This is a genomic window from Bacteroides sp. RCH18, assembly GCF_058231005.1.
This window is the reverse complement of the sequence record NZ_JBIPTC010000001.1, coordinates 87,751-108,751: the sequence shown is the minus strand read 5'-3', so window position 1 is coordinate 108,751 and position 21,001 is coordinate 87,751. Positions and strand designations below refer to the sequence as shown.

Below are 21,001 nucleotides of genomic sequence, written 5' to 3'. Positions count from 1 at the left end.
TAATAAAGGCTTCGGTGTTCGTTATGAATGCCGAAGCCTTTTAGTTTGTATTGGGATATTATAGCAAATGAATGGATGAATCCGGCTAATATCCCGGATTCTGCTCCAGTTTTGTATTCATCACCCGTATCTTTTCCGGAATCGGGAATACAGTAGTATATCCATTATTCTCAGCAGGAAGTTCCGGACGACTGCTGTATGCTCTCGTGAACGCTCCAAAACGAATCAAGTCCTGCCGTCGCCAACCTTCCCAAGCCAGTTCGAGCTGTCGTTCGGCAAGGATATTTTCTAATGTAGCCGTTCGGGAGGAAGCGTTGACACGCCCGCGTACTTCGTTCAGCTCGGCATACCCGTCTTCCCCATTACGAACCTTTGCTTCACTCTTCATCAGCAGGACATCTGCATAACGGAACAGTACAATGTCGTTCTCCATCAGTTTACCGTCCTTGGTAGCCGTTTCGTCTACTTCGTACTTTTTCATGCGTGCTCCTGCCGTCTGCTCATAGGGAGTGTTCGAGATATCCAGTTCGACTTTCCACGGCAAATATTCGAGAACGGTCCCATCGTCCAGACGGACTATATTTCCTTTTAAATCATACACGACTCCGGCAAAATAGCAGATGTCGAAACGCGGGTCCTGTTGCGCCGTTTCATAGCCGAAGGTTTCCAGAGCTTCGATAGTGGCACTCGGTCCGTTTTCACCGCTCAGTCCGTAGGCTTTGGCGTGATTGTAATGGCGGGAACGGAAAAGGTATTGCATCTGGTTGGTGTACAAGGTCTTGTTCATCGGGATGGTGAAGATGTTCTCGACAGACGGTTCGTTGAATACGGCAAAGTTGGTTTTGTAATCCGGTTCCAGACGATAGCCCATTTCTTGCAGTTGGTCACAGTATGCGATAACCGTCTGCCAGGCATTGAGGCGGTTGCCGTCTACTTCGAAAAAGAGATTCTTTCCGTCGGGACGCTGACCGTCCGTCCAGTCGTTGTCGGTATAGACTTCGGCATTCAAGGCAAGCTTCGCCAAGAGGAAAACAACTACGGGACGGGTGATTCGCCCGTAATACGGACCGGACTGGTTGCTGTGGACTTCGGCCAGCAAAGGGGCGGATTCTTGCAGTTCTTTGAATACAAAGTCGAATATCGTTTTCCGTTCGCTCTGCACTACGTCTTTCATCGACGGGGATGAGGTAAGTACAAGCGGGACACGTCCGAACAGATCCATCAGGTAATAATAATACATCGCCCGCATAGCGCGTACTTCGGCACGATAGGCGGGAAGTTCGGCATCTGTGTGGGTGGCACTGAATTTGTCTATTCGTTCGATGGATTTGTTGGACAGCATCACCACTTTATAAAGATATTCCCAAGTGGCTTGGATGGCATCGTTTTCTATTCCCCATTGGTGCAGGAACAGACCTTGCCAAAAGCCACCGTCGTACCAGTCGCCGCCACGGGTGGGGATAATGGCTTCGTCGGTGGTGAAGGTGTTCAGGTCATAGACTCCCCTACCCGTCCCCTGCAATCCCTGACTGTCGCTATAACCGCCGATGTAGGTGTAAAGTGAGGCTACAGCATTCAGATATACATCCGAAATATTGTTGTAGACTTCATCTTCCGGCAGTTTGTCTTTGGGACTCTCTTCCAAAAACTTGTCGCACGAGAAGAAGGTAATGCACACAATAAGAAAGACAACTGTCTTTTTCAGGTTCATCTTCCCCCCAAGCAGAGTTGCTTTTCCATCATATAGAGATTTACTCTCTAAATGCCATCCTTGCTGCTGCAAATATCGCTTTATCTTTTTCATTATCGTTTTCCTCCTCCGTTAAAAGTTAATACTCAATCCCAACGTGTAAGTCCGCGCTAACGGATATCCGCGTTTATCGTCCAGCCCCAAAGTGGAGTTGACCGTCGAACTGTTGATCATGGGCGAAAGACCTGAATAGCCGGAAATCGTCGCAAGGTTGTTGACTGTAAATGCCAGTCGCAGGGAGCGGACATATTTCTTTAGTTTCTGCACCTTTTCTATCGGTACGTTCCAGCCGAGTGTCACGTAGTCGAAGTTGACATACGCTCCGTTTTCCAGCCAGTAGTCGGTGGCGGTCTGGTCTTTGATATTGCGTGCGGGAGCTTCCTGCATCACATTGTAGTCGGGGAATATATTCATGTTCATATAGGTCAGGGAGGTTCCGTTGTATATTTTGTGTCCGAAGGCACCGTTGATCTGTACTGAAATATCGAAACGCTTGTAACGGAAACTGAGGTTCGATCCGAGAATTGTTTTGGGTACGGCTTGCCCGGCCACATAGCGGTCTTCACCATCTTCGAGGCTGACGCCGCCGCCATTGAGGTCGGCTATGTCATAGGTGTAGCCGCCGTTTCCGTCGGAAACGAGTCCGTTGGCACGTGGCAGGTAGAAGACGCCCAGCGGCTGGCCTACTACTTGGTAAACGATGTGGTTATAGCCTCCGTGAAAGCCGGCTCCGTCGAGACTGGCGAGACTCTTGTATTCGGGAGCGGAAATCAGTTCGCCATTGTACATACCGCTCAGAGAGAGCAGTTTGTTCTGCTGGAAGGTGATGTTGGCGTTGATGTTCAGTTCCATGTCCTGCGTCTTCAACGGGGTGATGCCGATGGCTATTTCCAGACCGCTGTTGCGCATGGAGCCGATATTCGCCAGCAGGGTGTTGTAGGTAAAGGGCGGCACGCTTACGTTGTAGAGGTAGAGCATATCCGTCGTTTTGGAGTTGTAATAATTGGCGGAGAGCAGCAGGCGGTTGCCGAACATGGCCAGGTCAATACCCGTATTGAAGGTATGTTTCACTTCCCATTTCAAGTCGGGATTCGTGTTTCGCAAGTCGCCCAATGACACGGCTGCCGAGTTTCCTACGGGAATCACTCCGTTCGGTTTGACAAGGCTCAGCGTGGTGTAGGAGTCGATACCGCTCTGATTACCAGCCAGACCGTAGCCTATACGGAACTTCAGATTATCAATTACAGAGAGGCGTTTCATGAACTTTTCCTCACTGATCACCCATGCGGCGGAGACGGAGGGAAAGAATCCCCATTTGTGATTGGCTCCGAATTTGGAAGAGGCATCGGTACGGGCGGTCATTGTCAGACTGTAGCGGTCGGCATAGGTGTAGTTGAAACGTCCCATGAAGGAGGCCAGATGCGGTTGCTCGTAGTACGAGTTGGTTCCTTCCCACGGACGGAGGGCGCCGGCTTGCAGGTTGTGGTAGCCGAATTTATCTGTATTGAAATTGGTGACTGTGGTATAAAATCCGGTATATGTCTCCTTCTGGAGTTCCGCCAGTGCCAGCGCGTCGAAGTAATGCTTCTTCCAGCCTTTCTTGTAGGTCAGCATCAGGTTACCTAGGAGGGATTCCATCTTTTTCGTGCCTTTGTATGCCTGTCCGTGCGCCCAGACGGAGGTGGGCAGGTATTGGGAATTTTCGACTATATTATAGGTATAGGCGCCGAAGAGTACCAGTTTCAGTTCGTCCATCAGATTGAAAGTCAGACGGGCATGAGTACTTATATGCGAGGTGGCGTCATGATCCTGCACTTCCATCCATGCCAACGGATTCGTGATCTGACTGGCGGTAGTGATTCCGTCCCATGAACCGGAATCGGGATCTTTGTGATTGGGGTATGTGGGATTGAAAGTAGCGGCAGAATAGAAGGTTTTCTGAAGGTCTACCAGATTGTGATTCTTCTGGATAGAACCGAACATGCCCAGTTCGCAGTTCAGAAAACCGTCGAACATCTTTTGGGTCATGTTCATATTGGAGGTGAAGTTCTTCATGTCTTCGTTCAGTATGACTCCCTGACGGTCCATGAAACCGAGGGAGACACGGTAGCTGGATTCATTCGAGCCTCCATAGAAGGCGATGTGGTGGTTCTGTTGCAATCCTGTCTGTTCTATCTCTTTCTGGAAGTCGGTGTTGTTTCCTTTGTCCAGTATGGAGATGCCACGTTCAGATGCGACCCGGCGGAAGTCATCTGCTGACAGCATTTTCAGATTCTTATAGACGGTGGATATACCGAAAATACCGTTATAACTCACTTGCGTTTTACCGCTCATCCCCTTCTTGGTGGTGATTTCGATGACACCGGAGGCGCCTCTTGATCCGTACTGTGCCGTTTCGGAAGCGTCTTTCAGGATGGTGAAACTCTCTATGTCTGTAGGATAAATGGAGGTAAGCATGCTCAAATCGCCGAAGACTCCATCGACGATAATTAGCGGGTCGTTTCCGCTGGTCAATGAGGTGGTTCCTCGCAGGCGGACTGCATCTAAGGCGGCGGGACCGTTTGTCCCACGCTGGATGGTCAGGCCCGGTACTCGTCCGCGTATGGCTTCCAGCGGATTCGTGATCTGGTCTTTATTCATCTGTGTCTCCGTGATTTTCTCCACTGATCCGGATATGGTTTTTAAACTTCCGGTGGCGTATCCTACCGTTATCAGAGAGTCTATCGGAGTGATCGTTTTTCTCTGGGCAAAGGCACTTCCACTGGAAGTGATCAGAAAGAAAAGGCTCCAAATAGTAAGTCTGTAGTGTTGTTTCATAATTATCATTTTTTAAGGGATAATACAAATATAACAAAAAAAGCGGGTATCTGGTTGTCCGGATACCCGCTTTTCTTTGATATGGGATATAAAAATTATATTGTCAACGTAGATGAATACAACAAACCGCTTGATTGGGGAAAATCAAGCGGTCGGCTATATCTGACTGACTATATCTTGGGGGATATACTGTGGTCAATCAGACTGAAACAGGCTATCGTTTATTCTCAGGTTTATTCTTAGGTTTATTCTTAGAACCGGATTACGGTTTAGTACCTTTTTCCTGTCCGTAACCGTATCCGTAGCCATAGCGTTTGCCATATCCATAGTACTTGCCATACTTACCGTAGCCGTAGTAGTAGCCATACTTCCTGCGTTTCAGGTCTACGCCGTTGATTACGGTACAAAGGTTAGGCAGTTTCTTTTCTTCGGCAAGTTCGTTGATCAGTGTGTACTCTACTTTATGGGTATAGTCGGCACGGCATACGTAGACGGACAAGTCCGCTACACGACCGATCAACAAGGTATCGGTAACCATGCCTACCGGTGCGGTATCCAGAATCACATAGTCAAAGTTCTTCTTCAAGATCTCTATTGCCTTGTCCAGACCATCACGCGCTAACAGCTCGGTCGGATTAGGAGGAACCGTTCCACCGGGAAGGATATACAGATTCTGATTAATATCCGAAGGTTGTACCAGACTCATCAAATCTGTTTCCGGGTTTGCAAGGTATAAGGTAATACCTTTCTCTTTTGTCGAAAGACGGAAGACTCTATTCAATCCCGGTTTACGGATATCAAGCCCTATGATCACCACTTTCTTTCCTAATAAAGAGAGACTGATGGCTAAATTGGCGGAGATAAATGATTTTCCTTCTCCACTGACGGTAGAAGTCACAAGAATCACTTTCTTGTCATTCTGAAGCATGAACTGAAGGTTGGTACGGATGTTTCGGAAGGTCTCGCTCATCAGGTTGTTCTGATTCTCAAAGACGGCAATAGAACCGTCTTTTTCGTTCTTCTCGTCGGTTAATGGGATATCACCGACGATAGGAACGGTTGTCAGTTTCTCGACATCTGCACGGCCTTCGAGTTTGAACTTGGTCAGGCCAATCAGGTAGATGATGCCTACAGGGATGCCAACGCCTAATACTAAAGCGATCAGATAAATCATTCTACGCTTAGGAGAAACAGGGATATCATCGGCGATAGCTTCATCAATGATCTTTGCATTGTTTGCAGTAGCTGCCAATGCTATGGCGTTCTCCTCACGCTTTTGTAAAAGCATCAAGTACAGTCCGGCCTTGATTTCCTGTTGACGGGCAATACTTACAAACTGACGTTCTTGTCCGGGAGCATCACTAATACGACGAGAAAAACGGCTTGCTTCACGATCAAGGTCCGCTTTTGTAATCAGCATTCCCTGCAAAGTACCATCGAGAGTAGCTTGTACATTCAACTTCATGGCACGGATACTTGTATCCAAATTGATGATGGTTGGATTATTTTCTGTAGAAGTACGTAATAAGCGCTTCCGTTCAACTAACATTTCATTATATCGTTCAATCGTTGCAACTAATGCAACATCTTGTAACCCCACATTACTAGGTAATACTTCATACTCATTCCCTCTTATATACTTACGCAAATCTTCGATCAAGCTGATTTGTGTCCGAATCTCCACCCTCTTCTTCTCATATTCAGCATTACCGGTCAAAGCTATTTGTGCCTCGCTACTTAAATCTGTAATACCCGCATTACGTTTGAAGTTCTCCAGATTTGCCTCAGTACTTCCTAATTCCTTCGAAATAATATTAATACGTTCATCGATGAATTCAGCAGTCTTCTGTGCAATCTCATTTTTATCGTTATTTGTATTACGGTTATACATTTCAAGCAGCTGATTGATAAAATCCTGTCCACGTTGCAAGCTAGAGTTCTTCAATGAAATCACAGCTACCGAAGTCGTTTTAGAAGTAGGTTCAATACTCAAATTCTCACAATATGCTCTAGCCACTCTCATCGGTGAATTAATTGTAGCAGTAATATGACGCACACTTTGAGTTGAAGAATCTTCTATTGTATCCTTCTTCATAGAAAGTGAATCTGGCGATTGAAAAAAAGCTAAAGTACCCTCATTCATCGGGAATACAGCTGGTAATTTCTCAAAATGCTTTTTATATTCGTTATCTCCAACTGCTACATTCACATCAAGCCCTCCTTGAGTATATAATGCCATCTCAACAACCATTGGGGCACTCAACTTCTCAGCTTCCTGTGGAGTCAAACTAACTATGACTGGAGAAGTCTTATATATATTTTTTGAAGGGAACTCATCTTCATCTGTATAAGAGACATACAGCCCCAATTGTTCTACAACTTCTTTCGCGATAGTCTTAGACCGCAACACTTCTACCTCATTATCAATGTTCTGCGATGAAGACACAAGACCATCCAAACCTAAATTCTCAAGTCCAGTAATCATACCTGCCGCCCCGCCTTTTTTATCATCCTTTATAAGAACTGTAGCTGAGATGTTATATATTGGGGTAGCCATACGTAAGTAAATCCAAGCACCAACAAGGCAAATCAACACTGCGCCGACAAACCACGGCCAATGGATAATATATTTGAAAAGCAATTCCTGAATATCAATTTTCTCATCAGCAGCATCGGGGTGTCTTTCGTTTATTATTTCTTCTTTCATTATTCCAAACGTTATTTTAAGATATTAAATAATAAGCTTGCAAGTGATACTAAGATGGATGTGGCAGAGAACCATAAACTCGTGCTGTTTCCTATATCCGAATTTCGAGCTTTTGCTTTATTGGGAGTCACATAAACGATATCATTCTGCTGGAGCCAATAATATGGAGAAAGAATCGTTTCTGATTTATTCAGGTCTAGAGTAATAATTTCTTGTTTTCCTGTAGCATCCTCACGAATAAGTTTCACATTATCACGCAACCCATAAACAGTCATATCACCTGCCATAGCAAGGGCTTCCAATAAATTTACTTTCTCATTTGAAATTGTAAATGTCCCCGGACGAGTAACTTCACCTATCACTGAGATTTTATAATTTACCATACGAACTGTCACTATAGGAGTCTCTTTCATATAGGGCTTCAATTTATCCACTATCATTTGCTCAGCCTGCCTTTTCGTCAATCCTCCCAACTGCAATTCACCTAGTACCGGAAAAGAAATCCGACCTCCATTATCTACCAAATAAGTTTGCAATACAGGTTGCGTAGTAGCTAACGTACTTGCTGCAGCCAGATTACTCGGACTGGCTACTGTCAAATTGAACGGTGCTGCTAATTCCGGACTCGTACAGGACACAACGATAGTCAACAAATCCTTAGGCATGATTTTAGCATCGTATAAATTGTCCCTTTGTTCTGTTTGACTTATCACTTCTATGTCCTGCAAATAAGGTACTTTTTTGTACGACTGGCAGCCAGCTAGTAAAAACAGCAGCAATAACCAGCAAATTCTCTTGTTTAGTCTTCTCATCATATATTCAGTAATTTAAATTTTATCAAATAAAGCAAACTGGAATTCGTAATTATCAATAAGCTTCTTTATCCCCACGAATAGCATTGTATACAGTTCTATATACAATATACAAATCCAATAAAAATGTCCAGTGTTCAATATACCAGATATCGCGTGTCACACGACCTTCCATCTGCCATAATTCTTTTGTCTCACCTCGATACCCTGTGACCTGTGCCCAGCCAGTTATACCAGGTTTCACAAAATGACGAACCATAAACTTATTAATTAATTGAGAATATTCTTTCGTATGCTTTAACATATGTGGTCGTGGTCCGACAACAGACATATCTCCACACAAAACATTTATAAACTGAGGTAACTCATCAATACTTGTCGCCCGAATAAATTCTCCAATACGTGTTTTGCGCGGATCATGTGCCGTAGCTTGTAATGTATCACACTGCGCATTCACCTTCATTGAACGGAATTTGTAACACCAAAACTCACGACCGTCTTCACCACTACGTTTCTGTTTAAAAAAGATAGGTCCCGGGGAACTTACTTTGATGGCAATCCCCACAACCAAATAAATAAGAGGGAAAATAGTACATAAAAACAAAATAGAACAGACTATGTCAAAACTGCGCTTTAAAATCCGGTTCTCTAACAGTTCAAGAGGCTCACGACGAATGGATAAAACAGGAACATTACCTAACATTTCAAAATACATTCTTCTTTTCAAATAGTTGCGAACATTCGGAACACTGAAAAAACGTATCAAGTTATTCTCACAATAGTTTATAATCTGAACAATCTCAGCACTACGTGCGGAAGGAAGACTACAATAAAGTTGGCAAACTTTCCCTACATGTTTTTCTAAATAAGCATTTACCTCTTTAGGTTGTCCCAAATAAGAAACTCCATCAGGATAACAATCAGATGGTACATCCTCAAAATAACCGAGTACACGATATCCCGAAGTAGGGTCGTCTGTCATCGCATGATAAAGTTCCTGCATATTTTCGTGACTTCCCACTAATACGACTCTGCGAATATTCCCGCCTCTTTCACGATAAAGTTCCAAAAAACGACGGAATGTCAAACGGTAACTGACTATCACCATTATCAAAATAAGATAGTATACCCCAAAAAAACGAGAATTAGAAAACTCAAAATCAAACAGTAATAAAAAACAGGTCGACAGTAAAACAAAAGGTACCATATTACGAAGTACGCGAATCATTATCTGTTCAGGGCGAACTACCGAACGATATAGGATTACACCAGAATGTATATTACAAAACAAATAGCATAAAGTAATTAATGCCATTCCCTGATATATTGAACCACATTTATCACACCAGAACCGATCACCAAAAAGAAATTCAAATCCCCATAAAAGCAGATTAAGTAGAATAATATCCCCAAAAAGGACACTAGATTTTAAAACTTTATTAAAACGCCGGACTTCCTGCATAATTATACTTATTTTTTTTATCAATACCCACCTCTTGTACACTAATAAAAAACATATTTCTTGTAAACCTATACGAGATATATGAAAAAAATAAGGCCCCCATTTTTCTTATGTTACCGCTAGCTGCAATTACTATTAACACTATCCCGCTATTTACTTCAGAGATTTATTAAATGGATTTCGATACAACCCTAATAATTGGAGAACGAAATAGTAAAAAAATTGCATGTCATCTATAAAATAACGTTTAAAAAGCCTCCTTGGCTCTCTTAAACAGCGGTATAGCCATTCCATCCCTATTCTCTGCCAAAATAAGGGAGCACGCTTCAATATCTTTGCTTCAAAATCAATCGTAGCTCCCAACCCCATAAATAAATCAATCTCGGGAAGCTGCTTACTGTATTGAGCAATCCATTTCTCTTGTTTAGGAGCCCCAACTCCGACCAAAAGAATATTAGCCCCCGAGCAACGTATAATATCAAGAATCATATTACATTCATCTACATCTTTTTCAAAGCCATAGGAAGGAGAAAAGGCTCCCACAACTATTTCCCGCCCTACTTTCAGGTTTATTTCTTCCATCGCTTTTACAGCCACTCCTTCTGCCGCTCCCAGAAGAAATATCCTACAATTTTTATCATCTTTATGATATTGATAAAAAGCAGTAAAGAAACTAGAACCAGGAATTGCTTCAGGTAATTTTTTCCTTAGCAATTTCGACATTAAATATAAAACTTTACTATCACAAATCACCCAATCAGCTTTTTGATAAACTGCGTAAAAACCAGCATCTTTTTGAAGTTTCACCAAATGATCTACATTCGGAGTGATTACAATGCCCTTCTTCAGATTTTGTAAAAGTTCCTGCTGAGTAATAGAGTGTATGTCCACATTCAATATACGGACTACATTTTCAACCATAACTAATTATATGAATAATAAATAACTATTTTCTCCCAAAAGCTATTCCAATAATGAATGATAAATAGTAGTAAGCTGTTTGAACACATTTTCAGGGAAATAAGGTTGAACCAGCCGAAAACTTTCCTTCCCATAACAAGAAATTAAATCAGGACGTTCTATAAATACTTTCAAAGCATCTCTCATTCCCTGTAAATTTCCCGGTTCTATCAACATACCATTTACCCCAGAATATACAACCTCGGGGATTCCACCAACTGGAGTAGAAATAACAGGATGGCTATAGCTCATAGCTTCCAATATTGCAACAGGAAGACCTTCATTATAAGAAGGCAAAATATAAATATCTTCCCAATTCAAACAGTCAACTTTCTTTTGACCGGAAATCCATCCTTCATAACTTACAAAAGAAGATAATTCATGTTGTTTTATAAAAGCTCTTATATCCCCATCTACTTCGTTGCCACCTAGTCTTACACTTAACTTATCTTTAAAATATTCCCGATTTTCACTTAATGTCAGCAATAAATCAAAAGCTCCTTTTCTTTTACTAATTTCACCCATAAACAAGAGATGAACTTTATTATCTTCTCGCTTCGGAAATTGAATAATCGGAGGAGAAACAATATTGTTCAACACATATATTTTTTGTCTTTCCACACCTATAGAACAAAAGAAGATCTTCCAAGACTCAGAAAGTACGATCAATCGCTCACAAATATTAATTGCATCGACAATCTTTTCTTTATTTGTTGCTTTGTTATAAAAATCAACAAAATCTGCAGCATGCTCGTGTAAAATAACTTTCTTCTTAAATATTTTTACTAATTGAATAAAAAGCTTACAACGATAAAATGAAGCATTGGCAGCGCCATGAATATGAACTATTTCAATATCTTTATCAAATATACAAAGAAAAAACGTACGTATTAATGCCTGCAAGGCATACCACGCTTTCACAAACTTATTCCCTAGTTTCCATGTGGGAATAAAACGCATGTTTTCAATGTATTCATCATAAGAAGTAAGTACAGCAGTCATCCCACCTTTCGTCTTCATTGAGACTCCTAAAAAAAGGATTCTTTTAGACAACGGTTTTGATATGAAATAAGGCATATTAATTTATATGTTTTTAGATTCCAAATATTCTTACTTAAATAGATATCTGTTAATAAGAGCTGAATAAGAATTGATCTATTACTTTCCCTACTAAATTGTATTTCGAGGGAGCTCCAATGCGTTTTTCAAAAAAATAATAGATTCTTCTCTTAATATTGAAAGCTTCCTATTTACATCATTATAATCAATATTATTTTTTATAGAACAAATGTCGCCATTATATAACCGATCTGATAAATCAAAGTACTCCAACAAACTATCAATACGGGAATTTCTAGAAGTAAGAGAATGCTTCTTAAAGCGATAAAATGTTAAGAATTTGCGTTGAAATATAATGGAAAAGACTGTGCAATGAAAAGAATCAGTACAAATATAAGAGGCTTCACTAATATATTTAATAAAATCATTAGGACTGACATTGTATGGAGCCTCATCACCAAAAACGTCATCACTAGGCACAAACTCATCCATATGCCTAATAGCAACCACCTTATACCCAGTTTGATCCCTCAAATTATTAACGGCTTCTCTTGCCTCTTGATTTGTTCCTAAAAAATAACAAAAGATATACGGCTCCTTTTTCTGAATATCTGATTCTGCAATTTCTTGCTGCCATTCTTCTCTAGTTAATAACATTGTAGGGTCTGCCACAACCGTAGCTTGATTATCAGAGATTGTTTCCACAATTTCTTTACCACGAATTTCTCTAACCCCTATTTTATTGAACCGGTTTAAGAATCTTTTTGTTTCCTCATGTTGGAAAGAAGGAATTATAGATACTCCAAAACTCGAAGCATAGGCAACTTTGGGCACCCAATCACTAACAAACAGCAGATTATAATATTTACTATATAAACTTAGTGGTGTCCAAACCTGGTCACTCCCAACTAATACAACATCATAATTTAATGATCCTTGGCACAATTTTTCATAGCCAACATACTCATGAAATAAAGGAATCAATCGTTTCAATTTATACTCATTAACAGCATCTGTTCTTTCCTGAATATTTTTCTTGTACATAGGGTGAAGTTTCATATTCAAACGTTCTTTTACAATGCGTATCTTATCCATTGTTCCCCCACAGCGAAACATCAGATATATAAGCTTGATTTTCTCAAATAGAGTCAATTGCTTTTTATAACGGATTATTTCGCAACCATATCCCAAGTCTCGTATTTTTTTTATTGTTGCAAAACCTTGAAGTGATGTTCCATAATTATTATGATTATCAGAATAAGCAATCACACATCCTATTTTTTTCTTATTTCTCATATTCCATTATTCTTTTAATCAATTGTTGTTTTTTTCTTGAGTACACTTATAATATTCCAAAGCGATTTATGGTTGCCAACAAACTGTTGTAACATATTGAATCCATATGAAAAGACTGATCTGCACACAAAGCTATCATCAAGTTTAACATCATATTTTGGTACTTTACGACCTAATATTCTATCTATTTTAATAAAAGTTGATGCCCGTTTTTTTTTTTGCTTTACTGCAATTTGTGATGACAATAGCACATCTTCATTCAGATCTGACAAAGATATCGCTCGCTCGCTCGCTGCTTCATAAAGTAGTTCAGTCATTCCTGATTTTCGTGTTACTAAAGAATTTATTCCAACTTTATCTAACGAATAAGGCATTACATGAATATCACCAAAAGAAATATCAGCCAATTCAGCAAAATGATCTATACAAAACAAACATCTTCTAGGAACAAAAAAAGACCGTAAAGGATGGCTATATTTCTGATAATCTTCGTAGAACCTATATGATTGTTTTGATTGAGGATCAACACCTTTTGCGACCATTCCTCCTAAACATCCTTCATCTCTATAAGATAAATATGATAGCCCTTTCATATTTATATTATATTTATCCAAGACATACTCTGTTAAATAAAAACTTTTACTTCCAGAACAATATAGACCAAAATAAGCAAAAACCTTGTCCTTAAACTTTTTATCTATTTTTTCATATTTACGGAGACCATGGATATGGCAAGGTAATCCTACAATAACAAATTTCCCCTCTCTAGCTTTTATATCATGAATGATATTATTTAATGTAACAGGTGCATATTTAGAACTTTTCGCAGAAAGAATTTCCTCTTTAGTTGTAGCAATAAAAGAATGAACCAACAATTCACTTTTTGATCTAAAGGCCGTAACTGCTGCACCGTCAATAAGTTTTTTTTCAAGCATCCAAACAAGTAACTGAGTAACCATTCCTCCAGACGCGCTATGATATCGCACATCATAATTATTACTGTACCCTGTAAAACATTTCCTATAATATCCTATTTTCCCATTATAGAATGTATCAGCTCCGCTAAATTCCTCTTTCGCTATACAATTGAGTTTAACTCCTACCCCAGGACAAATATCATAACAACGATGGCAACCCTTATCATTCTTACATGATTTCTGATCAACCACTGGTAGAAATCTTCCACTTTTGACGTGCATTGTAATTGAAGTATTTGGACATGCCCCTTGACAAATGCCACATCCGGTACACAAGCCATTACTGACCGTATATAGTATACTCTTTCCCATTATTACAATAAATTATTATAATATTCAATATAGAGTTCTGCGGTTCTAGAAATGCTGTATTTTTCAATAAATGGAAGTCTTTCAGCATATATAATATCATGACTATCTTCGCATCTTAAGGCTTCTTTTATAGTCACGATAAAATCAGAAACTTTGAAGGATTCTGGTATCCAACATTTTGAAACATTAGATATATTAATGTGTTGCTCTATGGGAGAAAGGACACATGGTATCCCATTAAAATAAGCCTCTAAAACAGCAATCGGTAACCCTTCAAACGTAGCGCAACTCAAAAACAAATTTGCAGAATTCTCTATAGCTGAAATATCAGACCTAAGTCCCAAGAAATGGATATTCTTATATTCTTTAAAAGAATTAGTATTAATATACCCCTTTCCATAATTACCACCACATACGCAGAAATGGATATGTTCATCCATCATCGCAGTCGAAATCTCTTTTAAGAAATCGTAATTTTTTTGAGGACGCAAAGATCCTACTGAGACAACAATTTTATCATTATGACTTAAATTCAATTCATCTCTTAAATTTACGCATTCCTTAGTTTGTACAATAGATGGAGAAATTCCATTGTTTATCACTTCATAGCTTTTATTCTTTTGTACCCTAAGAGAATAAGCTGCTTCCGAACAAAAAATCAAAGGTTTACTTCCATTAAAGAGGATATTTAATTTATTCCAATGTTCGGGGGCATTATGAACAGTAATACAATGTTTGATTTTCCTTCCCCAAGTAGTCACCGCTCCATATATGTGACAGATTTCCCCATGTGTATTTACGATATCGGGCTGTTCTTTCTTTATAATATTCCTACATTTTATCAAGGTTTTCAAAAATGAGATTTTACTATGCAATTTTTTATTTAAATAACAAACCCGCACACCATTGTTCTCAAATTTTTCTTTTAAACGTGTACAGTATTCATAATCGTCATTATCTACAACTATAATTAATACTTGACACCCTTTTATTACCTGCTCAGGAGCTAACGACAATAAGAGATTCTGAATACCTCCCCCTTTAAGAGAATTTAGAATATGTACAATTTTCATATTAGAAATCTCATTATTTATCATTCTTCCAAAATAACACTCCTTAATGAATCCAGATACCCATGCCCAAACTTTATATCTGGTTCTACATAATTTCCTTCGGCCCATTCATTCCAAGAACGCAAAAATATAATTTTATGCTCCGCCTTTTTATTCTCTACTATTTTTATAGCATCTTCAATATGTCGTTTAAATAATTCAGGCGTCGACCCTGTGTATATGACAGCTCTTCTACCTCCTCTTGGAGACCTATCCCAATTAGGAATAATAGAAGGATAGCTATTTTCCAATCTATCATAGTCAGTATAGAAATTCTTTATTATATCTTTATATTTATACTTGTCAAGTGGGGCAATGGAAGGAAAATATTTGCGAAGCTTATGTTCTACTAATTTTATATATTTCCCCTTTACTTTAGATTCTGCATACCATAAATTTGACGGGGCAATTGCATCTAATCCTAAATCTAAAGTTTTCTGATACTTATCCAACCATCCACTCGCTAACCCTACAAAATGAATACCATTAGTCAATCCATTTTTTATAGCCAGTTCATTCCAGATCTTCATAAAATTATTCATATTAGGAACAGACAGCGGATCATATACCATAAACATTGGTTTTCCATCAACACAAATATATCGATGATCTTTCAATGCAGGCAAAACACATTGAAAATGTTCAATTATATCATTATCTCCAGGATAAGTCTGTAACAACAAATCAACATCCTTACAAGACTGTGCATTACTATTCCAAGTTCTACGTGTCCAACTATGATTAGCCCACCCTAAACAAAAAGGGAAATCAGGCTTATCAGTCGTTAATACTTCATTAAAAGGACGTTCCAACAATCTCCTGCCATTTCCAAACCAATAATGCCAATACATAAAGCCCTCGATTCCTGCATCTTTTGCTAATTGCGCTTGTGCCTCTCTAACTTCTGGCATTCTTAAATCATAATACCCCAAATCAGCGGGGACTCTAGGTTGATAATGCCCTCTAAATAAAGGCTTAGCCTTACCTACATTAGTCCATTCTGTGAATCCTTTTCCCCACCATTTATCATTTTCCGGTATTGGATGAAATTGTGGAAGATAGAATGCTATAACTCTGGCCTTTTTCATCTATTTTATTTTAATGTTCTATTTTTACACTAAGTACTAGCATATCAATCTACGTTAGAAATCTCATCAACAGCATCTTTTGTTGCCTGCAAATAACCATGCCCCCATTTTGAATCGGGTTCCAAGTAATTTCCCTCAGCCCATTCATTCCATGCATTAATGAAAAATAAATTCTCTTCATCACTATACGGTACAAACTTTTTCATTGCTTCTACCAACCAATATTTATACTTTTCAGGAGTAGAATTCTTTAATGCAAAAAATGACCTGTTAACTCTTCTGCATGAATTATCCCACATAGGGGTTATACATGGATATCTCTTATAAGCAGGCAAGGGGTCTTTCAATCTCTTTTTTGTATACTTCTCATAATCATAAACATATGAAAATTTAGGTTTACCACATATTTTTGTAGACAATTTATTTAATCTATACAATAATGAATCTTGGAGTCTACTGGTTTTCAAATATGGCGTAAATTGTATAGCAGCATCAAAACCTGACTCAAGATATTTAGCTCCCTGATAATCAAAATGTTCAAAACGACAAATATACAACTCTATTCCCTTTTTCATCGCTTCTTCTCTCCACACCCTAAGAGTTTGCTCAATATCAGGAAAAAGATGTGATTTATAGATAGCGAAAACTGGCTTATTATCAATCCGTATATAGCGAGGATCTTTAAATATATTCAACAGAAAACGTATATGATTAAGATCATCCTCTAATGAATAATCCTGATGCACTATAATATCATTATTTTTCCCGTCCCATGCTTTAGTCCAATTTTCATTCGCCCAACATAACATAAAAGGAAAGTCAGGTTTTCCACTCGTCAGAACCGCATCTAAAGGCTTATTCAGTAATCTCTTGCCATTAAACCAATAATGGTAATAACAAAAACCATCAATATTATTTTTTTTAGCAAGAGTTGCTTGTTGCTCCCTGATCTCAGGTAGTCTTAAATCATAATACCCTAAATCCGCAGGATACCTAGGTTGGTAATGCCCTATAAAACGCTTCTTGCCCTTTGCTACATTATTCCATTCTGTAAATCCCTTCCCCCAAATATTATCATTCTCGGGTATGGGATGAAATTGTGGTAAATAGATTGCTATTATTCTATTTTTTTTCATAGTTGTTACTTTTATAAAATCTAGTTAGACGAAGTATAATACAAAAAAACACTGCAAATAAAACATTCAATTGCACTGCATATGGTTTATAAATATAAAAAGTGAATCCTAAATAGAAAAATTGCCATATTAGCAATAACAGAATTAACTTCTCAATAGTAATAGTATTCTTTGATTTGGAAGGAAGCAGAAATAATTGAATTTTTTGTATTACAAAACACCAGGCAAATGTCAACAAATATCCCAGATCTGCAACCCAATCGCCGATGTAAGTATAAAAAATATACGTGGGTATCCCCTGTTTAATCTCCCAATATTCTCTTCGTGACCAATTATCCGTAAAAGTAGGCAAACCTAAAATGTCTTTAATCAAAGCAAAGCAGTTGTCACCCACTGACCATATTTTTAATTTCCCCCATATTATTTCAGCAAACCTCAGATGTCCTTCTCCTGTATATAAAGATACCCAAGTCCAGATATCTATACTCACATTATCTTTATCATTATAACGCACTAATGTTGTCACAATTATTATCAACAACAAAAGGCCTCCCACAGATACCCCAATATATTTAATAACACGACAAATCCTATAGTCTAAAAAAGGACGAAATACCAAAAATACTAAGAATAAATAAAGGATTGTTTTTACAATAGAAATCCTTTGAGCATTAGCATATGCCATTAATATAAATGATAGAATTCCCAAGGAAAGTCCTATAATTATCAACAAATATTTTTTTCTATATTGCAGTAAATAAAAGACAAAAATAGGAAGCAAGAATTCAAAAGCATTGGTAATCATTATAATTTTACCCCCGATCCAAGATAGTCTTAAATTACTCCCAGTCTCTTGCTTATCATAAATAGAAGCCAACTGACTTGCACTAATATCCAGACAATTCCTAAAGACCTCAAAAGTACCTTCCCACATTATTAACGCTAAAAAAGCACTAGTATATACTATAAATTTATGTCCTCTAGAAGTTATACTAATTCTTTTTATTCTAGTTTCATCAAAATTCAATAATGGGTAAAAGCATACCATAAATGCCCCAAACAAATAAATTAACGCCTCCCCATATATCTTGCCAATATCTTGAGATGTATTCAAGTAGAAATATATAGTAGTAAAAGAAGAAATAGCATAAATAAGCAATAAGTTTACTCCTATAGTGTGTTTTTTCATTTTTAGTAGAAAATAAACATAACATCCTATAAAAGCTATAGAATATAAAATAAGATAAATCAGAGCCTCATCCATAAACTAAATAATTTCCAACATTTTGTAGAAGCAATCATATGCAATATTCCTAGCTCTTGTAGCTGTATTTTCATCTCTACTCAAATTGACTATCATTTTTTTAAAGGATAAATAAAAAGAATCATAATCGAAATTGACATCCGATAAACCTGTGATATCAATCATTCGGTCTGTTTTATCAAGTGTATTTAATAATCCTGCAATTTTATGTTCATAACTCAAAGCCACAAATGGAACATTATTATTGATCGCAAAAACAACCGAATGATAACGGGCACCTACTACAAACTTCGCTGAAGAAATAATTGTTTGTTGAATATCTGAACTGTATTGATCCGATATTACTATAATATTTTCACTGGATGTTTTTTGACTTAATTCTTTAAATAAATTAATATCATCCATTAGTTCCGTTTTATAATTAAAGGTCTGTGGCAACATTACTATTTTAAGAGATGGATATAATTCAACAATGCATTGAATCATTTCCAAATAGAATTTCAAGATTTGCTGTTTGGGAATATTCCTATAAGCATAATGCCATATAAGCAAATTGGGGACAAAAACCATATATTCTCCATCACCAATGCTTTTTCTAATCTCAATAGGAATATTAACCCGAGGGACTTCCAAAAATGCAGTATCAACAGTTTTTACATATTCAACACCTAATGAATCAGCTAACTGTTCGGTTTTAGAATCACGTATTGAGATAAATTTAAAATAATTCAGAAGGTCTAAACTTATTTCTTTAAATATGATGTTATCTTTTGTTTCAGTGGGGAATGGTCCAAATGATCTACCATAATAAACAATAGGTTTATGTAAAGACTTGGCAATCGATAATAAGGCAATATGTGGCCAATATTGAAATCCTCCCATACAGATTCCACCAGGTGAATTAATAATAATGTCAGCCTGTTTCATCTTTTTTTTTATCAACATGATCTTAGGATTAACACAGCATTTCCAGGATTTTTTCTGCAATAAACGAGATTTCAATAACTTCATAGTATTATCTAATATAAAACGCCTATAAATTCGATAGGAAATACTATGACTATCATATCTAGGCAATAAATTTATATATTCAATATTTGTTGCAGAAATCTCAAATTGCTCCACACTATCAGGATTTGCATCAATAAATAAAACTTCAATATGACTATCAGGATAATCTTTAGAAAGAGTCCTTACTAAAGCTTTATGGGCTGCCTCATCACCGCGATTATTTAAAGGCTGATTGATTAATAAAATATTCATAAATTATTTATGTATGACAGTAGTTCTGGATATATCTTTTCTCTTCGAAATAGCAATATTGAAGTTTTCTAGCAAACACCCAACACCTATTATCATTATAGGTACTTCATTATCAGGAATATCAAATCTTTCATACAGTGTTGACAATTTAGAACTATAAAAACCACATGACAATGAAATTGTCCCCAGTCCTTGAGAATGAATAGCATACAATAAGCTCATTGCATATAGTCCACCATCAACATACACTTGATTAGGCTCATAAGATAAAAATGCACTCATATTGGCAGTAACCAATATACTCATAGGTATTTCTTCATAAAATCCATTTGCCCCTCCTTGCCAACCCAACAGGTCACGATTCTTCGCCCCCATAAATATATGAGCCATCCATCCTTGACGATTGCATGCCGAAGGTGTATATTGTGCTATTTCTAATGCCTTTTCTATTAATTTGTAATCGGGTAGTTCCGGACTAAAATATCTAATTGAATGCCTGGATTGCACAAAGGACTTAAAATCTAGATTCTGCACTGAATTCAAAATATCAATTCTCGAAATTAGTTTAATTCCTCCTTCATTGGCTTCTAAATCTGAAATAGTAAAACCTGTTTTCTCATAAAGTCTTTTAAATTCTGCTTCAATAGAAGATATATCAACACCGTTATTCTTAGTATATTTGATATATTCTAAGATTGTCGACAACGGATAAATAAGAAAAAACAAATCTCTTTTTCCATATAAATCGTAGTATTTCGATAATCGACATATTAAAAACAACACCTTATCCTGACCAAATCCTTTACGAGGAAAACGCATAGACATTCCCTTTTCGATGACATGATTCTGTCTAAGAATAGTATACTGCATCTTCATAATATCTTCATCAGTATTTATCGAGGCATTATGTTTCAATATTTTTTTAATAAAGATATACCCTTCTTTAATCAGAGCATATTTCATCTTATCAATAAGGATTCTCATTA

Annotated in this window: 15 protein-coding genes; all 15 read right to left on the bottom strand. The window is 37.8% G+C overall.

From position 1 onward, the window contains the following. Window positions 1–85: 85 nt before the first annotated feature. The 15 genes from ACHLI0_RS00370 to ACHLI0_RS00300 all read right to left on the bottom strand — a co-directional run bounded on the left by ACHLI0_RS00370 (window position 86) and on the right by ACHLI0_RS00300 (window position 20,999). Window positions 86–1,804, bottom strand: coding sequence for a RagB/SusD family nutrient uptake outer membrane protein (locus ACHLI0_RS00370; RefSeq protein ID WP_490748194.1), 1,719 nt, complete (start codon window positions 1,802–1,804; stop codon window positions 86–88). An 18-nt stretch (window positions 1,805–1,822) separates the two neighbouring features. Continuing rightward, window positions 1,823–4,567, bottom strand: coding sequence for a SusC/RagA family TonB-linked outer membrane protein (locus ACHLI0_RS00365; protein WP_490748193.1), 2,745 nt, complete (start codon window positions 4,565–4,567; stop codon window positions 1,823–1,825). A gap of 262 nt (window positions 4,568–4,829) precedes the next feature. Further along, a complete protein-coding gene (locus ACHLI0_RS00360) occupies window positions 4,830–7,274 on the bottom strand; it encodes a GumC family protein (RefSeq protein WP_490748192.1) in 2,445 nt (814 codons plus the stop codon). A gap of 11 nt (window positions 7,275–7,285) precedes the next feature. Next, window positions 7,286–8,086 (bottom strand): polysaccharide biosynthesis/export family protein, encoded by an 801-nt coding sequence (locus ACHLI0_RS00355; RefSeq protein ID WP_490749540.1) that lies wholly within the window; start codon window positions 8,084–8,086, stop codon window positions 7,286–7,288. Between the two features lie 55 nt (window positions 8,087–8,141). Beyond that, window positions 8,142–9,548: an undecaprenyl-phosphate glucose phosphotransferase gene (locus ACHLI0_RS00350; RefSeq protein WP_490748191.1), complete on the bottom strand. Its 1,407-nt coding sequence runs from the start codon at window positions 9,546–9,548 to the stop codon at window positions 8,142–8,144. A 153-nt stretch (window positions 9,549–9,701) separates the two neighbouring features. After that, on the bottom strand, window positions 9,702–10,469 hold the full coding sequence (locus tag ACHLI0_RS00345; protein ID WP_008760760.1) for a WecB/TagA/CpsF family glycosyltransferase: 768 nt from the start codon (window positions 10,467–10,469) through the stop codon (window positions 9,702–9,704). Between the two features lie 42 nt (window positions 10,470–10,511). Further along, window positions 10,512–11,528, bottom strand: a complete 1,017-nt coding sequence (locus tag ACHLI0_RS00340; protein ID WP_490748190.1) for a glycosyltransferase family 4 protein — start codon at window positions 11,526–11,528, stop codon at window positions 10,512–10,514. A 150-nt stretch (window positions 11,529–11,678) separates the two neighbouring features. Continuing rightward, window positions 11,679–12,863, bottom strand: coding sequence for a polysaccharide pyruvyl transferase family protein (locus tag ACHLI0_RS00335; RefSeq protein ID WP_490748189.1), 1,185 nt, complete (start codon window positions 12,861–12,863; stop codon window positions 11,679–11,681). Window positions 12,864–12,877: 14 nt separating this feature from the next. Next, window positions 12,878–14,152, bottom strand: coding sequence for a Coenzyme F420 hydrogenase/dehydrogenase, beta subunit C-terminal domain (locus tag ACHLI0_RS00330; RefSeq protein WP_490748188.1), 1,275 nt, complete (start codon window positions 14,150–14,152; stop codon window positions 12,878–12,880). Window positions 14,153–14,154: 2 nt separating this feature from the next. Continuing rightward, complete coding sequence (locus ACHLI0_RS00325; protein WP_490748187.1) at window positions 14,155–15,225, bottom strand: glycosyltransferase; 1,071 nt, start codon at window positions 15,223–15,225, stop codon at window positions 14,155–14,157. 20 nt (window positions 15,226–15,245) lie between these two features. Further along, window positions 15,246–16,352, bottom strand: coding sequence for a glycosyltransferase WbsX family protein (locus ACHLI0_RS00320; RefSeq protein WP_490748186.1), 1,107 nt, complete (start codon window positions 16,350–16,352; stop codon window positions 15,246–15,248). Window positions 16,353–16,396: 44 nt separating this feature from the next. Then, window positions 16,397–17,488, bottom strand: coding sequence for a glycosyltransferase WbsX family protein (locus ACHLI0_RS00315; RefSeq protein ID WP_490748185.1), 1,092 nt, complete (start codon window positions 17,486–17,488; stop codon window positions 16,397–16,399). Next, on the bottom strand, window positions 17,475–18,752 hold the full coding sequence (locus tag ACHLI0_RS00310; protein WP_490748184.1) for a hypothetical protein: 1,278 nt from the start codon (window positions 18,750–18,752) through the stop codon (window positions 17,475–17,477). The genes ACHLI0_RS00315 and ACHLI0_RS00310 overlap by 14 nt, the downstream gene beginning before the upstream one ends. Window positions 18,753–18,755: 3 nt before the next feature. Further along, window positions 18,756–20,015, bottom strand: coding sequence for a polysaccharide pyruvyl transferase family protein (locus ACHLI0_RS00305; RefSeq protein WP_490748183.1), 1,260 nt, complete (start codon window positions 20,013–20,015; stop codon window positions 18,756–18,758). A gap of 3 nt (window positions 20,016–20,018) precedes the next feature. Beyond that, the gene (locus ACHLI0_RS00300; protein WP_490748182.1) at window positions 20,019–20,999 is read right to left on the bottom strand and encodes a nitroreductase family protein; all 981 of its coding nucleotides are present in this window, start codon (window positions 20,997–20,999) and stop codon (window positions 20,019–20,021) included. Window positions 21,000–21,001 lie beyond the last annotated feature (2 nt).

What these genes read in the sequence shown, in the direction of transcription:
- ACHLI0_RS00370 (WP_490748194.1), bottom strand. Translation starts at nt 1,804, where the DNA reads ATGAAAAAGATAAAGCGATATTTGCAGCAGCAAGGATGGCATTTAGAG.
- ACHLI0_RS00365 (WP_490748193.1), bottom strand. Translation starts at nt 4,567, where the DNA reads ATGAAACAACACTACAGACTTACTATTTGGAGCCTTTTCTTTCTGATC.
- ACHLI0_RS00360 (WP_490748192.1), bottom strand. Translation starts at nt 7,274, where the DNA reads ATGAAAGAAGAAATAATAAACGAAAGACACCCCGATGCTGCTGATGAG.
- ACHLI0_RS00355 (WP_490749540.1), bottom strand. Translation starts at nt 8,086, where the DNA reads ATGAGAAGACTAAACAAGAGAATTTGCTGGTTATTGCTGCTGTTTTTA.
- ACHLI0_RS00350 (WP_490748191.1), bottom strand. Translation starts at nt 9,548, where the DNA reads ATGCAGGAAGTCCGGCGTTTTAATAAAGTTTTAAAATCTAGTGTCCTT.
- ACHLI0_RS00345 (WP_008760760.1), bottom strand. Translation starts at nt 10,469, where the DNA reads ATGGTTGAAAATGTAGTCCGTATATTGAATGTGGACATACACTCTATT.
- ACHLI0_RS00340 (WP_490748190.1), bottom strand. Translation starts at nt 11,528, where the DNA reads ATGAAGACGAAAGGTGGGATGACTGCTGTACTTACTTCTTATGATGAA.
- ACHLI0_RS00335 (WP_490748189.1), bottom strand. Translation starts at nt 12,863, where the DNA reads ATGAGAAATAAGAAAAAAATAGGATGTGTGATTGCTTATTCTGATAAT.
- ACHLI0_RS00330 (WP_490748188.1), bottom strand. Translation starts at nt 14,152, where the DNA reads ATGGGAAAGAGTATACTATATACGGTCAGTAATGGCTTGTGTACCGGA.
- ACHLI0_RS00325 (WP_490748187.1), bottom strand. Translation starts at nt 15,225, where the DNA reads ATGAAAATTGTACATATTCTAAATTCTCTTAAAGGGGGAGGTATTCAG.
- ACHLI0_RS00320 (WP_490748186.1), bottom strand. Translation starts at nt 16,352, where the DNA reads ATGAAAAAGGCCAGAGTTATAGCATTCTATCTTCCACAATTTCATCCA.
- ACHLI0_RS00315 (WP_490748185.1), bottom strand. Translation starts at nt 17,488, where the DNA reads ATGAAAAAAAATAGAATAATAGCAATCTATTTACCACAATTTCATCCC.
- ACHLI0_RS00310 (WP_490748184.1), bottom strand. Translation starts at nt 18,752, where the DNA reads ATGGATGAGGCTCTGATTTATCTTATTTTATATTCTATAGCTTTTATA.
- ACHLI0_RS00305 (WP_490748183.1), bottom strand. Translation starts at nt 20,015, where the DNA reads ATGAATATTTTATTAATCAATCAGCCTTTAAATAATCGCGGTGATGAG.
- ACHLI0_RS00300 (WP_490748182.1), bottom strand. Translation starts at nt 20,999, where the DNA reads ATGAGAATCCTTATTGATAAGATGAAATATGCTCTGATTAAAGAAGGG.